Genomic DNA, 20,932 nt, shown 5'->3' on the forward strand with positions numbered 1-20,932 from the left:
ACGCGCCCCCGGATGTGGTCGTGCGACGGGGCTACCGGAGCGGAACGTCGATCTTGTCGATGTCGGGTGAGTAGCCCGTACCGCTGTCGAAGGTGACGGTGTTGCTGCCGGCCTTCAGCGTGACCGGCACACTGATCGTGTCGGCGGCTCCCCAGCCCCCGGTGGACGGGAAGGCCGTCGCGACGGGCGCCTTGCCGTTCGCGGACACGCCGATCGACCGCGGATCCCCCGACGTGTAGGCGACGTTGATCAGGTAGCGGCCGGCCTGCTTGACGACGACGTGCGTGAACTGGAGCGTGCCGCCCAGATACAGGTTGCCGACCTTCTTCGTGCCCGAGCACTCGGCGCAGTCGGCGACGGACGCGGAACCGGTCAGGACGTTGTCCGGGGACTCCGCCTCGTACGCCGTCGTCTTCAGTGCGGGGCCCTGCGGGGTGACGGTGAACAGGCGCGAGCCGTGGGCCGGCAGGGCCTGGGTGATGCCGTCCTTGTACCGGCCGAGGCTCTCGCTGTTCCACACGTCACGTACGGACGCCTGGCCCGTGAAGCCGAGGGCCGACCAGTCGGCTGTCACCGGGGAGGCGGAGTCACCCTGGTTGAACAGGGCGACGGTGTAGCTTCCGTCGGGGTTCTGGGCCGCCCAGACCTGCTCGTCACCGACCGAGGTGACGGGCTTGGCGGGCTTCCCCGGCTGCTGGTTGATCTTCAGCACATCGCGGTTGGTCATCAGCGACAGGCCGTAGTCGTCGAGCTGGGTGAGGTCGTCCCCGCTGAACAGCGGCGACTTGGCGATCGCCCACAGCGTCATGTAGCTCTGCCGCTCGGCCTTGGTCAGGCCGCTCATGGCGGCGTTGCCGACGTTGATCGAGTCGAGGTCGTTCCAGCCGCCGGGGCCGGCGTACCGCGTCCACCCGGGAGTGTCACGCCACCGGTCCTCGACGGAGTTCTCCCACGACACCAGCGTGTTGCAGTAGCACTCGACATCCGTGTCGACGCGCCATCCGTTGGACGTGGCCTTCCAGTCCTTGGCGTAATTGATGTCGAGCGACCAGGAGATCTCCAGATGGATGGGCCGTCCGGTGCTCTTGATGGCCTTCTGCCAGGCCGCGACGTCCGCACGGTTGTCGTAGTTGTCACCGCTCTTGAAGGACCCGGGACCCACGCCGTCGAGCTTGAGGAAGTCGTAGCCCCAGTCGGCGATGAGCTGCGCCTGCGAGTCGACGTACTTCTGGGCGCACGGCTTCGAGAAGTCGAGCTTGTACGAGCTGTCCCAGCCGTTGGTCGTCCGCAGATCGCTGTAGACGATGTCACCGGTGGTGCAGTTGTCGGTGTTCCAGATCGGCAGCTTACCCTCGCCGTATCCCTCTTTCTCCAGACCGACGGGCAGATAGATGCCGGCCTTGAGACCCTTGCCGTGGATACGGTCGGCGACCGCCTTCATCCCGCTCGGGAAGCGTGCCTTGTCGGCCTTCTGGCGTCCGTACGCGTCGAACTCCGGCGTCCAGTCCCAGCCGCGCCACCAGCCGGCGTCGATGTTGATGTACTCGTAGCCGTACTTCTTGAGCTTGGAGGCCAGGGCGTCCGTCTGCTTGTTGACGTTGGCTTCGGTGAGATAGCTGTAGTTGCCGTCGGGATTGATCCCCGGGTACGAGGTGGTCTGGAGGCTCCAGCTGCTCCAGCCCATGTACGGCTTCTGGGCCATGCCGTCCTCGCCGGTGCCGGCTGCGTCGGCCACCGCGGTGGTGGCGACGGGGGAGGTGGCGGGGGCCTCGGACGGGGCAGCCTGCGCCGTCGGCACGGCGACTGCCAGGCCGGCGGTGACGGCGAGTACCAGCGCGGAGCGCAGGGCTCTCGCGGCGGGGCGGGTGGGTGACCGCATGAGAGGGGACCTCTTTGCTTTCTCGGCGAAGGGATTCGGTAGTGGTGCGGTGTTCCGGTTGCGTGCAGTGCAGGGCTGCGCAGCGCGGGACAGGGTTCGCTACTTGCCCGAACCGAGGGTGAGCCCGCTGATGAACTGGCGCTGGAGCGCGAAGTACACGAGCAGCGTCGGGATCGCGGTCATCAGTGCGCCGGCCGCGATGAGGTTGGGATTGGTGAAGTACTGGCCCTGGAGGTTGGCGAGTGCCGAGGTGATCGGGCGTTTGTCGCCGGTCTCGATCAGGGCGAGCGACCAGAAGAAGTCGTTGTAGATCCAGATCGATTCGAGGGTGGCGAGCGCCGCGAACGCGGGACGGCACAGCGGCAGCACGATCTGGAAGAACTGGCGCCACACCGGGGCGCCGTCCACCAGCGCCGCCTCCGTGATCTCCTTCGGGATCGTCCGCATGTAGTTGCTGAGGACGAAGGTGCAGAAGCCGCACTGGTAGGCGATGTGGATGACGATGATGCCCCACACCGAGTTGTAGAGCAGGAACGAGTCGCTCATCCAGCCGGGCAGCGGGATCAGCAGGTAGAGCCGGTACAGCGGAGTGATCAGCACCTGGGCAGGGAGCAGGTTGCCCGCGGTGAAGAGCATCAGCAGGACGACGTTCCAGCGGAAGTCGAACCGGGAGACGAAGAAGGCCACCGCGGCGGAGAAGAGCAGCGTGCCGAGGACCGCCGGAACGGTGATCAGGACGGAGTTCCAGAAGAAGTGCGGCATCCCCGACTGGCGCCAGGCGGTGCCGAAGTTCTCGAAGCCGAGACTGTGCGGCAGGGAGAGGTAGCCGTGCCTGCTGGTGTCCGAGTAGGGCCGCAGCGAGGTGTACACCGCCCACAGCAGCGGAACGAGCCACAGGAAGGCGATCCCGCCGAGCAGCACATGCCGTCCGGTCTGTCGCCTCGGGCGCGCAGGGCCCGCGTCCGGGAGCGGCGCGCGGCGGGTGCGCGGGCCGGCGGCCGGCGGTGTGACGGTCGCGGTCACTGGTCCTCCTTGCGGAAGGTCTGGGCAAGGAAGGTCCCGATGGCGAGCAGCGAGACGATGAGCAGGACGACCGCGAGTGCGGAGCCGTAACCGATGTGGCTGGACTCGCCGATGATGTTGTCGGTGATCAGGAGCGACAGGAGCTCCATGCCGGGCTTGCTGCCGACACCGCCGCCGAGCACATAGACGATGTCGAACGCCCGCAGCGACTCCATGACGGTGACGACGAGAATGATGATGTTGACCGGCTTGAGTGCCGGGAAGACCACCTTCAGGAACGTCTGGCGTCCATCGGCGCCGTCGAGCGAGGCCGCTTCCTTCAGGGCGGGGTCGAAGCCCTTCAGACCGGCCAGATAGAGGATCATGATGTAGCCGGTGTGCCGCCAGGCCGAGGCGATGAGGACGGCCCACAGATTGAGGTCCGGATCGCCCAGCCAGTCGATGTGATGGCCGGGTGCCGCCCCGTTCAGGATGCCGTTGAGAAGCCCGTTGTCGGGGTTGTAGATGATCTCCCAGATGAAGCCGACCACGGCGAGCGAGAGCACCATGGGCAGGAAGATCGCAGTCTGGTAGAAGCGGGTGAACCTGATCTTCCGGTCGAGCTGGTACGCGAGGAAGATGCCGAACGGGGTGGGCAGTAGCGCCGTGAACAGCAGCCAGACGACGTTGTGCTGCACCGCGGGCCAGAACGGCGGGTAATTGGTGAAGATCTCCAGGTAGTTGTCCAGACCGACCCAGCGGATGTCACTCGGTTCGATGCCGTCCCAGCTGGTGAAGGACAGTCCGATGGAGGCCAGCGCCGGCAGCCAGACGAAGACCAGCAGGGCGAGCAGCGGAATACCGACGATGACCGTGAGGAAGAGGCGGTCACCGCGGCCGAGCCGCAGCGGCCGTGGGTGGGCACGCGGGGCGTCGGGGCGCGCCGGGGCGGGCGCCCGGGGAGGGGAGGCGGGGGGCGCCGAGCCTACGGAGGACATGGTGAACCTTCCCGGTCCGGATCAGGCCGTGAAGAAGCGCGAGCGCTGGGACTCGATCTTCTTCAGCAGGGCCGAGCCGTCGTCGGGGTGGCCCAGCCACTGAGCCAGGCCCGGCAGTACGACGGTGGAGACGAAGCCCGGGTCGCTGTCGCGGTCACCGAACTGCGTGATGTGCTTCGCCGAGGCGATGAGTTCCGCGGACTTCTTCTGCAGGGCGTTGTACGAGCCGGTGTCCGCAGCGGAGTGGACGGCGACATTGCTCGGGTCGGCCCCCATGTACAGGTTCTCCGCCTGGGCGCTGCCGAGGAATTCGAGGAGGCGGGCCGCGCCCTCCTCGTTCTTCGGCTTGCGGCTGAGCATGAACCCGTCGGTGGGCGCCTCGACCGTGTCCTGGCCGTGGGCTGCGTCGATCTCTGGGAAGGCGAAGAAGTCGATGTCCGCGCGCAGCTTCTCGTCGGTGATCTGCTGTCCCAGGAACAGCCCGATGACCGCCATGCCGGACTTCTTGTCGAGCAGTGACTGAGCGGCGTCCTGCCACGAGCGGCCGCCCGCGCCCTGCTGGTAGTAGGGGCTGAGCTCACGCCACAGGTCCAGGGTCCGGCTCGTACGCCGGTCGGTCCAGGAGACCTCACCCCGCATGAGCGACATGTGGAAGTCGTATCCGTTGGCCCGCAGATTCAGGTAGTCGAAGGCGCCGAGGATGGACCAGCTGTCGCCCCCGCCGTATCCGGAGGCGATCGGCGACAGGCCGTCCTTCTTCATCTGCTTGGCCAGTGCGGTGAATTCGCTCCAGGTGCGGGGCGGTTCGTACCCGCGCTCCTTGAACACGCTCTTGCGGTAGAAGACGGCCCACGGGTAGTTGTACAGCGGGACGAAGTAGTACTTGCCGTCCTCGCCCTTGGAGAGCTGCTTCGCGGCGTCGCTGAAGCCGGAACCTATGGTGTCCCAGACGTCGTCGAGCGGTCGGGCGAGCCCCTTCTTGGCGAAGTACTGCATGCGGTAGCCCGCGAACCAGGTGAAGACGTCGTCCGGTGTGCCCTGGAGATAGGTGGAGATGCTCTTCTGGAACGTGTCATGGTCGACGGTGTTCGTCTTGACCTTGAGACCGCTGTCCTTGGTGAAGGCACTGGTCACCGCCGCGTAGGCGGATTTTGGTGTGGCATCCGCTCCGTTCGATCCGAAGGTCACCGTCTTCGGGTCGGCCGAAGGACCGCCGCCGCAGGCCGTCAGCAGCGGCGCGGCCAGTGCGGTGGCGCCGACTCCGAGCGTGCCTCGGACCACCGTGCGGCGGCTGGGATCGGTGACGGGCGACAGGATGCGGCTCTGCATCGTCATTACTGCTCCTCATACGTGTTCTGTACCGATGAAGGACTGGATCGCGGTCGCCGCGGCCCCGCGCGCCCATTCCTCGAAGGGCAGCGGACGTGTCATCACGTCGCACTGGGCGGCGGTACCGAAGGCGGCCGCGGCGAAGGTGTCGCGGATCTGCTCGGCGAACAGGTCGTACGCCGCCAGGCCCTCGCCCGAGATGATCACCCGCTGGGGTCCGAGGACATTGACGACGGCCCCGATGGCCCGTCCGATGGCCTCCCCGGCCCGTGCGTACACCTCCCGGGCCCCGGGATCGCCACGGTGCGCGAGTTCAAGGGCCTGCGCGGAGTCGGTGACCGGCAGTCCGGTCACCTCGCCGACCCGGCGGATGATGGCGGCGTCACCGGCGATGGCTTCCACACACCCGGTGTTGCCGCAGTGGCACGCCGGTCCCTGCGGGTCGATGGACAGATGCCCGATCTCGCCGGCCACGCCGTGCGCACCGGAGACCACCCTGCCGTGCACCACAAGACCGCAGCCGATGCCCGCACCGACGGTCACCAGCGCGAAGTCCGGCACTCCCACCCCGGCCCCGAACCACTGCTCGGCCACCGTCAGGGCCCGGACGTCGTTGTCGACCGTGACGGGCAGACCCGTCACGGCCTGCGCCAGCTCGGCGAGCGGCACGTCGTGCCAGTCCAGGAACGGTGAGTAGCGGACCACTCCGGCGGCGCGGTCCACATCTCCGGACACCGCGAGACCCATGCCGCTCACCCGCACCCCGAACCCGTCGGCCTCCGTGAGGAGTTCCTGCACGAGCGCGGCGGTCGAGGCGAGCACGGCGCCGGGATCACGGGTGGTGACGCGGACGTGCCGGGCGACCCGGATGCGGCAGCACAGGTCGGTCAGGACCGCGATGATCTCGTCCCCGGTGACCTTGACTCCGATGAACAGTGCGCGGCCGCCGTCCACCCGTACGAGGTTGGCGGGCCGCCCGAGAGACGGCGGTGCCTCCTCGTCCACGCCCTCGACGAGATAACCGGCCGCCATCAGGGGCCGTACAGCCTTGGTGACCGCGGCCGGTGAGAGACCGGTCCGCCGGCCGATCTCGGCCCGGGTGAGCGGGCCGTGGGACAGCGTGGTGGTGAAGACCAGAGAAGCGGCCGGCGTCGGAACCGGGACTGCTTCGGGACGGGGCGACGAGTGCATGGCCGAAACGTAGAGGGTGTTCTTTTCTGCTGTCAATAAAAGAAACAGGCTCTTTCGAAATCTCAACTCAGCATGGAAGAAGCATGCAAATCCCATACTGACGCGGGGGGTTGACAGCTGATCAAAGGCGCAGTTGGCTGCCGACTGCCTTCGTGGCGCAACCTGAACGTGAGGATCAATGTCTGTGATCGCCTTCGCCGCCGACACCGGGGTCTGGCTGCTCTCCACCCCGCGCACCTCGTACGCGCTACGGATCGATGCGACAGGAGCGCCCTGCCACCTTGCGTGGGGACCCGCGCTGACGCTTGAGGAGGTCCAGGAGTTCGTCACTGAGTCGGCACCCCCGGCCAGCAGCTTCGAGGGACGGCCGTCCGTCGGTGACGAACTGCCCGTCGACGGCGGACCGCGGTACGGACCCCCCTCGCTGCAGGTGCGCTTCGCCGATGGCACCCGCGCCTTCGAATGGCAGGCCACCGGGCACCGGGTCCACGAGCCGGCGCCGGGCTCGGCGGAGCTGGTCCTGGACTTCCGCGACCGCCTCAACCCCCTTCGGGTGGCACTCCACTACCGGGTCCACGACGACAGCGACGTCATCGAACGCTGGACCGTGCTGCGCAACGACGGCGACGCCCCCGTCGCACTCCAGCGCGCGGATTCCGCCGCCTGGACCCTGCCGCTCCGGGACGACTACCGGCTGAGCCACGTCACCGGCCAGTGGTCGGCCGAGACTCAACTCCGCCGGGACCTGCTGCCATTCGGCGAAACAGTCCTCACCAGCAGACGAGGTATCACCAGTCACCACGCGAACCCCTGGGTGATGCTCGACGCGGGCGACGCGACCGAGAACCACGGTCAGGTGTGGAGTGCGGCGCTGGCCTGGAGCGGTAGCTGGCGCATCACCGTGCAGCGCACCCCCGACGGCCGTGCGGGCTTCACCGCCGGCGCCGGCCACGAGGGCCCGTCCCTCCCGCTCGGCCCCGGTGAGGAGTACACCACCCCGGTCCACGCCGGCCTCTACTGCGAGGGCGGCTTCGGCGCGGCGAGCCGGGCCTGGCACGCGTACACCCTCGCCCACGTACTGCCGTACCCCCAGGAGATCCAGCCGGTTCTCTACAACTCCTGGGAGGCGACCGGCTTCGACGTCGACGAAGCGGGCCAGAGGGCGCTGGCCGCCCGGGCGGCGGCGCTCGGCGTGGAGCTCTACGTCATGGACGACGGATGGTTCGGGGGGCGCCGCAGCGAAGAGGCCGGACTCGGTGACTGGACACCGACCCCGGACCGCTTTCCCCGGGGGCTGGCGCCCCTGGTCGAGGAGGTGCACCGGCTCGGTATGCGCTTCGGCCTCTGGGTGGAGCCGGAGATGGTCAGCCCGGACAGCGACCTCTACCGCAAGCACCCGGACTGGGTGCTTCACTTCCCCCACCGCGCCCGTACCGAGCTGCGCAACCAGCTGGTCCTCAACTTCGCCCGCCACGACGTCGCCGAGTGGGCTTACGGATGGCTCACCCGGCTGGTCGGCGACCACGGCATCGACTTCCTGAAGTGGGACATGAACCGCGCATTCAGCGAAGCCGGCTGGCCGGACCGGGCGGACGGGGCCGACGAGGTGTGGACGACGTACGTCCACCACCTCTACGACGTCATCGACCGGCTCCGCGCCGATCACCCCCGCCTCCGGATCGAGGCGTGCTCCGGCGGCGGAGGGCGGGTGGACCTGGGCATACTGTCCCGCACCGATCAGGCATGGCCCTCGGACAACACCGACGCCGCGGACCGCGTCACCATCCAGCACGGATACAGCCAGCTCTACCCGGCACGGACCATGGCCGCCTGGGTGACCGATGTGCCCAACCAGCTCACCGCCCGTTCCGTCCCCCTGCGCTTCCGCTTCCATGTGGCGATGGCCGGCGCCCTGGGCATCGGCGGAGACCTCTCCCGGTGGTCCGAGGCCGAACTGGCCGAGGGCGCCGGCCTGCTCGCCGAGTACAAGCGGGTACGGCACCTCGTACAGCACGGCACACAGCACCGGCTGCGAGCCCCGGTCGACGATGGACCGGCCGCGACGCAGTACCTCGCCGCCGACGGCAGCGAGACACTCCTGCTCGTCTGGCAGCGGGCATCACCACATGGCAGGCCGTCACGCCCGCTCCGGCTGGCCGGCCTCGATCCCGACGCCCGCTACCGCGACGCCCGCACCGGTACGGTCCACTCTGCGACCGTGCTCCGGGAGTACGGGATACAGCCCGGGCTGCCGCCCGGCGACTGGGCGAGCGCGGTGGTGCACCTGATCCGGGTTCCCTGACCGCTCAGCGGCGGGGGAGGGGCAGGACGGTGACCGCCCATGCGACTCCGGCATCAGTCGACCGCGCCCGTCGCAGATGCCGCCCCGCAACGAGGCGGGCGGCCTGCCTCATGCCGGGGGCGCCGTCGTCATCAGGATCAGGGGGACGCCGTGGCAGGGGCGGAGCTGCAGCCCGCCGTGTTCGGCGCCGTCGGCCGAGCCGGCCAGTACCGCCGCGAAATCCGGGCCCTTGGTGAGCGATCCGACCAGGTGCTGGGGGTCGGTGGAGGCAGCGACCCGGCCGCGCGCGTTGACCAGGCGGGCGGGTCCCGGCAGGCGTTGGAGCAGGGGCATGACGACCGCTTCGAAGCGCCGCAGGTAGACGTCGGCGGCGGCCACTCCCATGAAGCGTCCCCCGATCGTCACCGGCGAGGAGAGGGTGAGGCTGTACTCGTCGGAGCAGAGGTAGTCGACATACGGTCCCGCGACCGCCCGCTGTCCGGTGTCGCGGGGCAGGGTGAACCAGTCCCAGTGGGTGTAGTCGGAGTACGCCGAGTGCTCCGGGTCCAGGTCCAGCAACAACGGATGCACGGCACCGTCCACGGTGGTCTGCCACCACTCGAGCCACGCCGGTACGTCGTCGAGCAGTCCGGGCACCGCCACGAAGCCGATCCCCGAGACCAGTTCGTACCGGGCGAGACGGGCGTGCAGGCCGGAGCGGAGCGCGGCCAGATCGGCCGAGACCGGCCGACGGCCGTCCGCGACGGCCGAGGCGAGCACCGCCTCCGTGTCCGTAGCGGTCCTGCCCACAGCGTCGAAGACTCCTTCGAGCGCGTCTTGGACGCGGGCGGCCGCGTCGGCGACCGCCCGCTCGTCAAGTACTGCCGCTCCGGCGCTTGCGAGACGGGGACTGCTGCCCATCGGGGCCCTCCTTCGGACGGGGACCGCGCGCACCGTCGGCCGAGCCGAGGCGGAGTTCGATCAGGCGCGCCATGGAGGCCTGCACGCATTGTTCGGCCAGGGCCCTGGCACGGTCATCCGCCCCATCATGCACGGCTGAGATTACGGCGCGGTGACGATCCGCTGTGTCCTTGAGGTGCCCGTCCTCGCAGAGTACGAGGCGCAGAAGTGCCCCCACTTCGGTCTGGAGAGTGACCTCTTCCCTGGTCAGCCGGGCGGACTGGGCGGCCGCGGCCAGCTCGACATGGAAGCGCCCGAAGATGCGGCTGCGCGCCCCCGAGTCCTTGGCTTCCACCATCTCTGCCAGAGATCTCTGCAGTTGCTGCAGATCCTCGGGCTCGGTGCGCTGGGCCGCGAGCCGCGCCGCGGCACCCGAGACGGCCGCCCAGTGGTCGGCGAGATCGCGGAGTTCCTCGGTGCTCCAGTCGGAGAGGCGGGCAAGCAGCCGGTCCTCCGCAGGACCGTCGGGCACGGTGACGAAGCTGCCTCCGCCGCGGCCCCTGCGGGTGGTGACCAGGCCCCTTTGCCGCAGTGCCATCAGCGCTTCCCGCAGGGTCACGGTGGAGACGCCGAGCTGGGCGGCGAGGTCGGACTCGCCGGGCAGCTGCTCGCCGTCGGCGAGCAGTCCGAGGTCGATGGCATCACCGAGCCGCCGCACGACGGCATCCACGCGAGCCAGGGTGTCGACCGGCGTGAAGACGACTCTGCGGGCGCCGGGTCTGTCTCGATTCACGATCACCACCTTGCCAGTTGACCCAGCTTTTACCTTAGCGGGGCCTTGAAATTAGAACTATGACTTCATATGTTTACAGCCAACTCCCGACAGCACCAGAAAGGTTCCCCCCATGGAGGGAATGGCCATCCGGTTGCAGAACCTGCGTAAGTCCTTCGGCCGGACAGAGGCCGTGGCCGGAGTCGACCTGGAGATCGCGGACGGCGAGTTCTTCTCCATGCTGGGGCCGTCCGGCTCCGGCAAGACCACAGTGCTCCGGATGATCGCCGGCTTCGAGGCTCCCACCGGCGGAACCATCGAGCTCGCAGGCTCCGACGTCACTCGTCTGGCACCCTTCGAGCGCGACGTGCACACCGTCTTCCAGGACTACGCGCTCTTCCCGCACATGACCCTGGAGCAGAACGTCGCCTACGGTCTCAAGGTCCGCAAGGTGCCCAAGGCCGAGCGGCTGAAGCAGGCCAGGGAGGCCCTGGCGAGCGTACGTCTCGCAGACTTCGGGACGCGTCGCCCGTCCCAGCTCTCCGGAGGCCAGCGTCAGCGCGTGGCGCTGGCCCGTGCCCTGGTCGGCCGTCCGAAGGTGCTGCTGCTCGACGAGCCGCTGGGCGCCCTCGACCTCAAGCTGCGCGAGCAGATGCAGGTCGAGCTCAAGGCGATCCAGCGCGAGGTCGGCATCACCTTCGTCTTCGTCACGCACGACCAGGAGGAAGCGCTGACGATGAGCGACCGGATCGCGGTCTTCAACCAGGGCCGCGTCGAACAGATCGGGACCCCGGCCCAGATATACGAACGTCCCGCCACCCCGTTCGTCGCGGGCTTCGTCGGTACGTCGAACCTGCTGACCGACGACGCCGCGGAGCAGGTCGTGGGCGACCGGGGAACGTACAGCATCCGGCCGGAGAAGATCCGCGTACTCAAGGAGTCCGCCATCGCCGACGAGCCGCAGCACTCCCGTGCCACCGGCACCGTGGCGGAGGTCGTCTACCTGGGAGATGCCACCCGCTTCCTGGTGGACCTCGACGCAGGCGGGCGGCTCACCGCCCTCCAGCAGAACCTGGAGACCTCCTCCGAGGACGTCGCCGCCTTCCGTGGCTCCCGGGTCACCCTCCAGTGGCACCGACGGCACAACTTCCAGGTCCCTGAGGCCCGGTGAGCGCACACACCCGCACGACCCGTCCCCGCCCCTTCCCTCCCGTGGAGAACCCTGTGCGTCTGAACCGAACGTCCCGAGCAGCGGCCGCGCTCGGCGCCCTGCTCCTCGCCACCGCCTGCGGTTCCTCGAACACCGCTGCTACGTCGCCCGGCGGCGGCGACTTCACCCCGCCCAAGCTCACCGCGCAGAAGACCCTCGGCAAGACCGAGGGCCAGGTGAACCTGATCGCGTGGGCCGGATACGCCGAGGACGGCTCCAACGATCCGAAGGTCGACTGGGTCACCGACTTCGAGAAGCAGACCGGCTGTCAGGTCAACACCAAGACCGCGGGCACCTCCGACGAGATGGTCAGCCTGATGAAGACCGGTCAGTACGACGCGGTCTCCGCTTCCGGTGACGCTGCGCTGCGACTGATCGCCTCCGGCGACGCCGCGCCCGTCAACACCGAGTTGGTGCCCAACTACAAGGACGTCTTCTCCGGGCTGAAGGACCAGCAGTGGAACTCGGTCAAGGGTGTCTCGTACGGCATCCCTCACGGCCGCGGCGCCAACCTGCTGATGTACAACACGAAGAAGGTCTCCCCGGCGCCCGACTCCTGGTCCGCGGTCTTCGACAAGTCCTCGGCGTACAAGGGGAAGGTCACGGCGTACGACTCGCCGATCTACATCGCGGACGCCGCCCTGTACCTGATGAAGACCGAGCCGTCCCTCGGCATCAAGGACCCGTACGCCCTGGACCAGAAGCAGTTCGACGCCGCCGTCGACCTGCTCAAGGAGCAGAACGCCAACGTCGGTGAGTACTGGAGCGACTATCTGAAGGAGGTGTCCGCCTTCAAGAGCGGCGACTCGGTGGTCGGCACCAGCTGGCAGGTGATCCTGAACACCGCCCAGGCCGAGAAGGTTCCGGTCAAGGCCGTCCTCCCCAAGGAGGGTGCCACCGGCTGGTCGGACACATGGATGATCTCCGCCAAGGCCAAGAACCCCAACTGCGCCTACAACTGGATGAATTGGATCATCTCGCCGAAGGTGAACGCCCAGGTCGCCGAGTACTTCGGTGAGGCCCCGTCCAACGCGAAGGCCTGCACGCTGACCGCGGACAAGAACCACTGCACCACCTACCACGCTGCCGACGAGTCGTACTGGAAGGACGTCCACTTCTGGACCACGCCCATCGCGCAGTGCGTGGACGGACGTACGGACACCAAGTGCGTGCCGTACACCAAGTGGGTCCAGGCCTGGACCGAGATCAAGGGCTGAGGGTTTCCTGTCCATGACCACCACCGCGCCTGCCGCCGGACCCGTCCGGCGGCTCGCCGGGACCCTGCACCGCCGCCCCCGGCTGCAGCTGTCCCTGCTGCTCTCCGCGCCACTGGCCTGGCTCGCCCTGGCCTACCTCGGCTCGCTCACCGTGCTGTTCCTCTCCGCGTTCTGGACCACGGACTCCTTCACCTCCAACGTGGTGAAGATCTGGAACACGGAGAACTTCGCCGCACTGTTCACCACCGACGTCTACCGTCAGGTCGCCCTGCGCAGTATCGGCGTCGCCCTCGCGGTCACCGCGCTGTGTGTACTGATCGCCTTCCCGATCGCCTTCTACACCGCCCGCATCGCGAACCCCAAGCGGCGGCCGCTCCTCGTCGTGGCGATCCTCACGCCGCTGTGGGCCAGCTACCTGGTCAAGGCATATGCCTGGCGGCTCATCCTCGCCCAGGGCGGTCTGCTCGACTGGGCGCTGAAGCCGCTGGGACTCGAGGGGCCCGGCTACGGACTGACCGCGACCGTCCTGGTGCTGACCTACCTGTGGCTGCCGTACATGATCCTGCCGATCCACGCCGGACTCGAGCAGCTCCCGGCCAGCCTCCTCGACGCCTCCGCCGACCTCGGCGCCCGCACCGGCCGGACCTTCCGCTCCGTGGTGCTGCCGATGATCCTGCCGTCCATCGCGGCCGGCTCGGTCTTCACCTTCTCGCTCAGTCTCGGCGACTACATCGCCGTACAGATCGTCGGCGGAAAGACGCAGCTCATCGGCAACCTCATCTACTCCAACATCACCCTGGACCTGCCGCTGGCCGCCGCACTCGGCACCGTGCCCGTCGTGATCATCGTGCTCTATCTGCTCGCGGTGCGCCGTACCGGAGCCCTCAGCAGTCTCTGACCCCTCTCCTTCACCCCCGTATCACGCACAGCGAAGGCCCCCGATGAATCTCTCCCGCCCCGCGCGCGTCACACTGCGCATCGCCGCCGGGCTCGGCTTCGCGGTGATCTACGTCCCGCTGCTCCTGGTCCTCGTCAACTCTCTCAATCCGGACCGCAGTTCGGGCTGGCCGCCGCCCGGCCTCACCTTCGACTGGTGGGTTGCCGCCTGGCACAGTTCGGGCGCCCGCGACGCGCTGTGGACCTCGGTCAGGGCCGGGCTCGGTGCGACCGCGATCGCCCTGGTCCTCGGCACGCTCATCGCCTTCGCCTGCCAGCGCTACAAGTTCTTCGGACGCGAGGCCATCTCCTTCGTGGTCGTCCTGCCGATCGCACTGCCGGGCATCGTCACCGGTGTCGCGCTCAACACCGCCTTCCGCACGGTGCTGGAACCGCTCGGAGTGGGCCTCGGAATGTTCACGGTGGTCGTCGGCCACGCCACCTTCTGCATCGTGGTCGTCTTCAACAACGTGATCGCCCGGCTGCGCCGGATGCCCGGGTCGTACGAAGAGGCCGCCATGGACCTCGGGGCCCACACCTTCCGTACGTTCGTCGACATCACCTTCCCGCTGGTGCGCTCCGCGCTGGTAGCGGGCGGACTCCTCGCCTTCGCCCTGTCCTTCGACGAGATCGTCGTGACGACCTTCACCGCCGGGCCCGGCGTCCAGACCCTCCCCGTCTGGATCTTCTCCAACATGGCCCGTCCCCAACAGGCCCCTGTCGTCAACGTCGTCGCCGCCGTCCTCGTCCTGTTGTCCGTCATACCGATCTACCTCGCCCAACGGCTGTCGTCGGACACCGCCTCCGGCAGCCGCATCTGACAGGAACGCCCCCATATCCCAAGGGCTCACTGACGTAGGTCGGGATGCCGGTCGGGAAGCAGGCCGGCTCAGCCCTTGCCCTGACCGCGGTCGAGATCGAGTTCGCCGTCGAGTTCGAGGGCGAGCACGGTGGGCCGGTTGGAGCTCCCCGGCCCGGGCCACCGCCTCCTCGCCGTCGACGGCTTCGCCGCACACCTCGATGCCGGGGCTGGAGTCCATGATCCAGGTCGGCCCGCGGCGCGTGAATTCGTTGTCGTCGGCGAGCAGGACACGGATGCTCATGAACCGGTGGACTCCATGCGGGCTGGGACAGGAACCACCGGTACAACCGCAGAGCGGATTCCGTCGCCAGGTCCAACTCGGGGTATTGATGCTCCAAATGGTGAATGAGGGCACTCGTCCGCGGTGACATGCGCCGGATACGCCACGACACGCTCTCTGTCGCTCTCCACTGGGACGCGCGGAGCGCGCCCGGCCGCTTACGCGGCATGAGCCTTTCGGACAATGGTCATGCCGGCATGCCTCCATGATCCATGGCGCATGTCGACCGACTTCCCCAACCGGGCGGCAGCGGACGAGTCGTCTGATCGCTCGTGCGCTGTGGGACCGAACCACCGCGGGGCGGGACGGCTGCAAGCCTGGACGCCGCCCGCTGCTCGCGCCTCTTGCCCGGCACAGTGGTCTCTGCCTCGCTGGTAGGTTTTCATCGTGCGCACCGCTGCCATGACCGGCTCCCTCGTTCAGGTGTGCCTGGACGAGCCACCTCGTGTGGCGAGCGTGGGCGTCGGCGTGCATGGGACCGGGAGCCTTCGCGATGTATTCCGGCTTCCGGATCTGTGGCAACTGCATCTGTACCGGTACGCAGGCGAGCTCACCGTCGACGGTGTGGTGCACGCGATCCGGCCGGGGCACGTGAGCCTGGCGCCGCCCGGTGCGTTGGTGCAGTACCGCTACCGCGGGCGATCCGAGCACCTCTACGCGCACTTGGAACTTCCGCAGTCCGGCGAGCAGTTGACCGTCCCCCTGATGCAGAACGCCGGTGCGGAGGCGCCAATGCTGTCCGGTCTGCTGCAGCAGGCCGTCGCGGTGGCTCCGCGCAGCCGGGCCCGGGCCTCCGCCGAGGTGTGGGCCGCCCTGTGGCGGGTTGCCGAGCTCGCGGCGCCACGAGGTGCGGGTGCCGAGCGGGCGCACAGCCCGGTCGCCGCGGCCGTCGCCCATGTCGAGGCCCACCTGGCAGGGCCGCTGTCCGTGCCCGAAGTGGCGGAGGCCGCCGGGGTTTCGCACAACCACCTCATCCGGTTGTTCCGGGCGGAGACCGGCGGCACCGTCGTTGCGTACATCCGGCGGCGCAGGATGGAGCAGGCCCGCCATCTGCTCCGCGAGTCGACGCTGTCGATCCCCGCCGTGGCGGCCTCGGTAGGAATCGGCGATCTGCAGGCCTTCAACAAGGCGTGCCGGCGCGAACTGGGCGCGTCGCCGCGCGCGATCCGTGCCGGCGGCTGACATCAGTCGCGGCCGGCGCCCTGGTACAGGTCGAGCTCGCCGTCGAGCTCCACGGCCAGCACGGTGGCGTACTCGTCCACATCTGCACCCGTGGGGGCGTCGATCCACTGAACTCCGGGCACTTCGCCGAGGCCGCCGATGACCCGGTGGCCGAGCTCGGTGCCCGAGCCGACCACGCTCACACGCTTGACCGGGGTCCGCAGGCCACGCAGTCCGATGGTCTCGCGCGGTGCGTCGAAGCAGATCAGATAGAGGGTGCGGCGGTCTGCTGACAGGGTGCTCGGACCGTAGTGGTGCGCTGCTGGGAGTCCGGCGACCGTGCCGTACACGGCGCCGCAGTGCTTGGCGATCCAGCCCCCGAGTCCTTCGAGACGCTCGACCTGCTCGGCAGGGATCGTGCCGTCCTCCCTGGGGCCGACGTCGAGGAGCAGATTGCCGCCCATTCCGATGGTCTCGGCGAAATAACGCACCAGCTGGCGCACGGATTTGTGGTTGTGGTCGTGGTGCTGGTACCCCCAGGAGTCGTTGACGGTCAGGCACAGCTCCCACGGCCCGTCCGGGGCCTGCAGCGGCACGCCCTGCTCGGGCGTGGCGTAGTCCCCGTAACTGAGCATCCGTGCATTGAGAACGGTGTCCGGGTTGCCCGCGAGGATCTCCTCGGAGAGCTCCCGCATCTTCCACTGCTCCTCGCTGCGCTCCCATTCGCCGTCGAACCACAGCAGGTCGGGGCGGAAGCGCTCGACGAGCTCGGCGACCTGGGCATTGCGGTACGCCAGGTAGCGTGCCCAGGCCTCGGGGTCCTCCGTGCCGGGTGCGGCCGAGGCGTAACGGTTTCCGGCCACCTCCTCGTTCGGTGGGTCGGTGTGCACCGTGCTCGCATAGTCGGGGTGGTTCCAGTCCGAGTGCGAGTAGTACAGGCCGACCTTGAGGCCCTGCTCGCGCAGCGCGTCGGCATACCCGGCAAGGAGGTCGTGGCCGGCGGGCGCGTGCCGCACGACGTTCAGGTCGCCCTGCTCGGTGTCCCAGAGGGCCACGCCGTCGTGGTGGCGTGCGGTCAGCACCGCGTACTTGGCACCCACGCGCGCGAACAGCTCCGCCCAGGCCTTCGGGTCGTACTTCGAGGCGGTGAAGCGGTCGAGCTGATTCATGTACTGCTCGTGCGGGACCTCGCCGGTGTAGAACGACCAGGACTCGGGGACGCCGTCGACGGCGTAGATCCCGTAGTGGATGAAGATGCCCAACTTGGCATCGGAGAACCAGGGCTGCATTGGCATGCGATCACGCTAGGCAGGGGTGCGCCGTCCGCGCGTGGGGCGCAGTCACCACTACTGGTCTGTTTTCACCCTGTGGGCAGGGTGCGCCGCGCAAGCGCCCGGTGAAGTACTGACCGGCCTTGAGGAGCTGGTGCGCATGCTCAAGGCCGGTCAGCATTGGCTACAACGGCGCCGCGTCGGCTCCATGGACCGGCAACGTGTCGGCTTGGCCGGGACGACCACGCAGGTAGGGCAATCGCAGACTGGTCGTTCAGCGTCTGCGTACATTCGGTGCCGGGACCAGACGGACGACAGTGTTGAGTACATGGTCGATCACGTCGTGCGAGGGCTTGTCCGTGAGGTTGGTGAGCATCCGGGCCAGGGTGTTGAGCAGAAACGGCGATCCCATGACGTACCGGTTGAGGATCGGTTGGAAACCCGAACGGCTGAAGATGACGTCGGCGGCCGTGTTGCCGAGACGGTAGTAGCGCCCCCAGCGGCGGTTCATTTCGACTGGGTAGCCGTGCAGCACTCGCTCCCGCCCGGGGCCCGGGGGAAGGGCGAGGGCGAGCGCGGCCCTCTCGGCTGCGACTTCGCCGGCTTCCATGGCCTGGCCGATGCCCTCCCCGTTCCAGGGGCTGATCATGCCTCCGGAGTCGCCGACCAGGAGGAGCCCCCGGGTATAGAGGGGATGACGGTTGAAACCCAGGGGCAGCGCCGCGCTCCGGACAGGGCCCTCGGCGTTCTCCTCACGCAGTCCCCAGGCGTGAGGTGTGCGGGCCAGCCACTGGTCCAACGTGGCACGCAGGTCCGCGGTGCCGTGCCGCCGGTGAGGCAGCGCACCGAGCCCGACGTTGACGCGGCCGTCTCCCATGGGAAAGATCCAACCGTATCCCGGCAGGTAGTGATCGCTCCCCGGGAAGCGGAGATCGGCCCACAACTCCAGGTACTCCTCCTGCGACCGCTCTGGGCTGCGGTAATAGCGGCGAGCGGCTGTCGCGATCTGCTTGCTCTTGTCCCGCTGCAGGCCCATGGCGAGGGCGAGGCGCGCGGAAGCACCGTCGGCGGCGATGACGATCGGTGCGTGGAAGACCACCGGCTCCTTCGGTCCGGCCGTGGCGGTGACGCCGGTGATGCGGCCGGCGCGGTCGGTCACGGGCCGGGTCACCTTCACCCCGTTGCGCAACCGTGCTCCTGCTCCGACGGCGTGGCGGGCGAGGATGTCGTCGAAGTCATGCCGACTGCGCGAGAGGCCGAAGTCCGGGTAGCGCCCCAGGGCCGGCCAGTCGATGTGCACCTGATGCTCACCGGCCACCCATCGCATACCGCGTGAACGCGTCCACCCCGGTGCCTTGATGTCGATGCCCATCCGGATGAGCTGGTGCACCGCCCGCGGGGTCAGGCCGTCCCCGCACACCTTTTCCCGGGGAAAGTGGGCCTTTTCCAGGAGCAGGACATCGATGCCCGCCCTGGCGAGGTGGAAAGCTGCGGACGAGCCCGCAGGCCCCGCCCCCACCACGATCACATCGGCTTCTTCGCCCGAGCCGTGGACGGAGCGATCGTCCGCCGGGGACTGCTCTGGCGTCGTTTCCCGCATGGGGACCCCTTTCCTGGGACAGCCGGTGCCGCACCGAGGACGGCAGCCCGGTACGTCATCATCGATCAGGACGAGCCGGTGCGGAACCTTGCCGGATGTCCGGCCGTCCCCGCACGCTGCGGTTCACCGCGGCCGATCTCCTCGGCACACTCGCGATCGTCTCCGTCGTGGTGGTCGCGCCGGCGACGGCAGCGAACGCGTCGTGTCTCGCTCCGGCGCACGGGGATGGCTCGGGTTGTACTGCAACGTCCCCGCGTTCACCTGGGTGGTTGTGGCGCGCGAACGGTCTACCGGGGTCGCGAACGGCTCGGACCGCGTGCTCCCTGGTAGCGAGCTACGTGAGATGCAGGGGTTCCAAGAGTGGAGATGTAATGCGGTCCCGATCGAAGCTGCCCGAACTCGCCACTGCCGTCGTTGCCGTCGTGGCCCTCCTGGTCGGTGGCTGTGCCGGCGAGCGGTCACCGGACCGTGAACCGGCGCAGGCGGTGCCCGTCCGCTCGCAGTCGCCGGCGGTTGCGCAGGGCGCCCCGCTGGAGGAGCCGGCGCAGATGGTGAGCCGCAACGGAGTCCTGCGGGTGGAACTCGTCGTGGAGAGACGAAAGGTGGAGGTGGGCGGCCGCAAGCTGTGGGCCCTCACCTACAACGGCAGCTACATGCCCCCCACGCTGCGGATCCGGCCGGGGGACAAGCTGGACCTGTCGATGAAGAACTCGCTGGACGAGTTCACCAATCTGCATGTTCACGGACTTCATGTGTCGCCGAGCGGCAACTCCGACAACGTCTTCATCCACATCTCCCCCGGCGAGACGTTCCACTACGCCTACCAGTTCCCGAAGAACCTCGCTCCCGGCACCTACTGGTACCACTCCCATGCGCACACGATGTCCGCGCCGCAGGTCGCCGGGGGCATGTCGGGCGTCCTCATCGTCGACGGACTGCAGCAGTACCTGCCGACGGGCTTGCGCCACATCACCGAGCACGTCATCGCGCTCAAGGATTTCCAGGTCGAGGGCGATGCGGTCAGGACCAAGGGCCTGCACATCGGCGCACCCACAAACCGCACGGTCAACGGCCAGCTGAACCCGACCATCCGCATCCGGCCGGGCGAGACCCAGCTGTGGCGGCTGGCCAACATCAGCGCCAACATTTACTACAACCTCCGCCTGCAAGGTCAACGGTTCCATGTGATTGCCCACGACGCGAACCCCGTTGACCGGATCTGGACGGCCGACTCGCTTCTCCTCGCGGCGGGCGCCCGCTTCGACGTGCTCGTACAAGGCGGTCCGGTCGGCCGTACCCAGCTGCAGACGCTCGCCTACAAGACAGGGCCGGCCGGTAACCAGTTCCCGCAGGCGACCCTGGCAACCCTGGTGGCCGAAGGACCTTCCGCGCACCCGGCGGCCCTGCCCACCTCGCCCTTCGCGCCGACCGACGAGCTGAGCCACGCGGCGATCGCCGCACGGCGCACCCTCGTGTTCTCCGAGAACAAGGACGGCACCAAGTTCTACATCAACGGCAAGCAGTTCGACCCGAATCGGGTGGACGTGCGGTCCAAGCTGAACACGGTCGAGGAGTGGACCGTGCGCAACGACAGCAACGAGGAACACTCGTTCCACGTGCACGTCGACGATTTCCAGTTGATGAGCATCAACGGTCGTCCGCACCATGGCCACGGCTTGCAGGACACGGTGAGCGTGCCCGCCAAGGGGCAGCTTGTCATCCGGATCCACTTCACGGACTACACCGGCAAGACCGTCCTCCACTGCCACATCCTCAATCACGAGGACGCGGGCATGATGGCGGTGCTCGAGATCGTCAAGTAGCGTGCCGACGCCCCGCAGCACCAGGGCGAAGCGCCACCATCGTGCCGACGACGGAGGGACGAGCTCGACGCGACGACGGACCGCCGGAGCGTCAGGCGCGCACGGTTTCAGCACGGACGCTGCGACCGGCTGCTTCGCCGGGCGCTGATGCGACCGTTGAGAGCGGGGCAGCGCTGTACCGACGGCTCATGTGTCGTGAGGTGACGGGCAGGGTCAGCTG

16 protein-coding genes are annotated in these 20,932 nt (G+C 68.3%); 7 read left to right on the plus strand and 9 right to left on the minus strand.

Translation table 11 applies throughout. The annotated features are described in order from the left end of the window. Positions 1-31: 31 nt before the first annotated feature. The 5 genes from ACWCP8_RS07595 to ACWCP8_RS07615 all read right to left on the minus strand — a co-directional run bounded on the left by ACWCP8_RS07595 (position 32) and on the right by ACWCP8_RS07615 (position 6,399). Positions 32-1,879 (minus strand): alpha-galactosidase D, encoded by a 1,848-nt coding sequence (locus ACWCP8_RS07595; protein WP_451114761.1) that lies wholly within the window; start codon positions 1,877-1,879, stop codon positions 32-34. Between the two features lie 99 nt (positions 1,880-1,978). Continuing rightward, on the minus strand, positions 1,979-2,902 hold the full coding sequence (locus ACWCP8_RS07600; protein ID WP_451114763.1) for a carbohydrate ABC transporter permease: 924 nt from the start codon (positions 2,900-2,902) through the stop codon (positions 1,979-1,981). Next, a complete protein-coding gene (locus ACWCP8_RS07605; protein ID WP_451114765.1) occupies positions 2,899-3,879 on the minus strand; it encodes a carbohydrate ABC transporter permease in 981 nt (326 codons plus the stop codon). Before ACWCP8_RS07605 ends, ACWCP8_RS07600 begins: the two co-directional genes overlap by 4 nt. Before the next feature lie 21 nt (positions 3,880-3,900). Beyond that, on the minus strand, positions 3,901-5,214 hold the full coding sequence (locus ACWCP8_RS07610) for an ABC transporter substrate-binding protein (protein WP_382833305.1): 1,314 nt from the start codon (positions 5,212-5,214) through the stop codon (positions 3,901-3,903). A gap of 9 nt (positions 5,215-5,223) precedes the next feature. Then, positions 5,224-6,399, minus strand: coding sequence for an ROK family protein (locus ACWCP8_RS07615; RefSeq protein ID WP_451114767.1), 1,176 nt, complete (start codon positions 6,397-6,399; stop codon positions 5,224-5,226). Positions 6,400-6,577: 178 nt separating this feature from the next. Between ACWCP8_RS07615 and ACWCP8_RS07620 the strand changes: the two genes are divergently transcribed. Then, entirely contained in the window at positions 6,578-8,701 is a 2,124-nt protein-coding gene (locus ACWCP8_RS07620) for an alpha-galactosidase (RefSeq protein ID WP_451114769.1), read from the plus strand. Between the two features lie 108 nt (positions 8,702-8,809). On the opposite strand, the gene ACWCP8_RS07625 is transcribed toward ACWCP8_RS07620, so the two are convergent. Continuing rightward, positions 8,810-9,601 carry a PDC sensor domain-containing protein gene (locus ACWCP8_RS07625; protein WP_451114771.1) on the minus strand — a complete coding sequence of 264 codons (792 nt, stop codon included), beginning with the start codon at positions 9,599-9,601 and terminating at the stop codon, positions 8,810-8,812. Further along, a complete protein-coding gene (locus ACWCP8_RS07630; protein WP_451114773.1) occupies positions 9,555-10,373 on the minus strand; it encodes a FadR/GntR family transcriptional regulator in 819 nt (272 codons plus the stop codon). Before ACWCP8_RS07630 ends, ACWCP8_RS07625 begins: the two co-directional genes overlap by 47 nt. Before the next feature lie 112 nt (positions 10,374-10,485). Between ACWCP8_RS07630 and ACWCP8_RS07635 the strand changes: the two genes are divergently transcribed. The 5 genes from ACWCP8_RS07635 (at position 10,486) to ACWCP8_RS07655 (ending at position 16,039) form a co-directional block, all read left to right on the plus strand. Further along, positions 10,486-11,523, plus strand: coding sequence for an ABC transporter ATP-binding protein (locus ACWCP8_RS07635; protein WP_356000752.1), 1,038 nt, complete (start codon positions 10,486-10,488; stop codon positions 11,521-11,523). A gap of 53 nt (positions 11,524-11,576) precedes the next feature. Then, positions 11,577-12,779, plus strand: a complete 1,203-nt coding sequence (locus ACWCP8_RS07640) for an ABC transporter substrate-binding protein (RefSeq protein WP_352263491.1) — start codon at positions 11,577-11,579, stop codon at positions 12,777-12,779. A 13-nt stretch (positions 12,780-12,792) separates the two neighbouring features. Beyond that, positions 12,793-13,677, plus strand: a complete 885-nt coding sequence (locus tag ACWCP8_RS07645; protein WP_352263492.1) for an ABC transporter permease — start codon at positions 12,793-12,795, stop codon at positions 13,675-13,677. A gap of 43 nt (positions 13,678-13,720) precedes the next feature. Then, entirely contained in the window at positions 13,721-14,536 is an 816-nt protein-coding gene (locus ACWCP8_RS07650; RefSeq protein ID WP_327128225.1) for an ABC transporter permease, read from the plus strand. A gap of 723 nt (positions 14,537-15,259) precedes the next feature. Beyond that, the gene (locus ACWCP8_RS07655) at positions 15,260-16,039 is read left to right on the plus strand and encodes a helix-turn-helix transcriptional regulator (RefSeq protein ID WP_352263772.1); all 780 of its coding nucleotides are present in this window, start codon (positions 15,260-15,262) and stop codon (positions 16,037-16,039) included. Positions 16,040-16,041: 2 nt separating this feature from the next. Here the strand turns inward: ACWCP8_RS07655 and ACWCP8_RS07660 are convergent, their stop codons facing one another. Together ACWCP8_RS07660 and ACWCP8_RS07665 are read right to left on the minus strand one after the other, a co-directional pair. After that, the gene (locus tag ACWCP8_RS07660) at positions 16,042-17,313 is read right to left on the minus strand and encodes an alpha-L-fucosidase (RefSeq protein ID WP_352263496.1); all 1,272 of its coding nucleotides are present in this window, start codon (positions 17,311-17,313) and stop codon (positions 16,042-16,044) included. Positions 17,314-17,563: 250 nt separating this feature from the next. Then, the gene (locus ACWCP8_RS07665) at positions 17,564-18,889 is read right to left on the minus strand and encodes a geranylgeranyl reductase family protein (RefSeq protein WP_451114777.1); all 1,326 of its coding nucleotides are present in this window, start codon (positions 18,887-18,889) and stop codon (positions 17,564-17,566) included. Positions 18,890-19,260: 371 nt separating this feature from the next. Between ACWCP8_RS07665 and ACWCP8_RS07670 the strand changes: the two genes are divergently transcribed. After that, positions 19,261-20,712 (plus strand): multicopper oxidase family protein, encoded by a 1,452-nt coding sequence (locus tag ACWCP8_RS07670; RefSeq protein WP_451114779.1) that lies wholly within the window; start codon positions 19,261-19,263, stop codon positions 20,710-20,712. The last annotated feature ends 220 nt before the right edge of the window (positions 20,713-20,932 follow it).

The organism is Streptomyces sp. NPDC002206 (assembly GCF_053593595.1).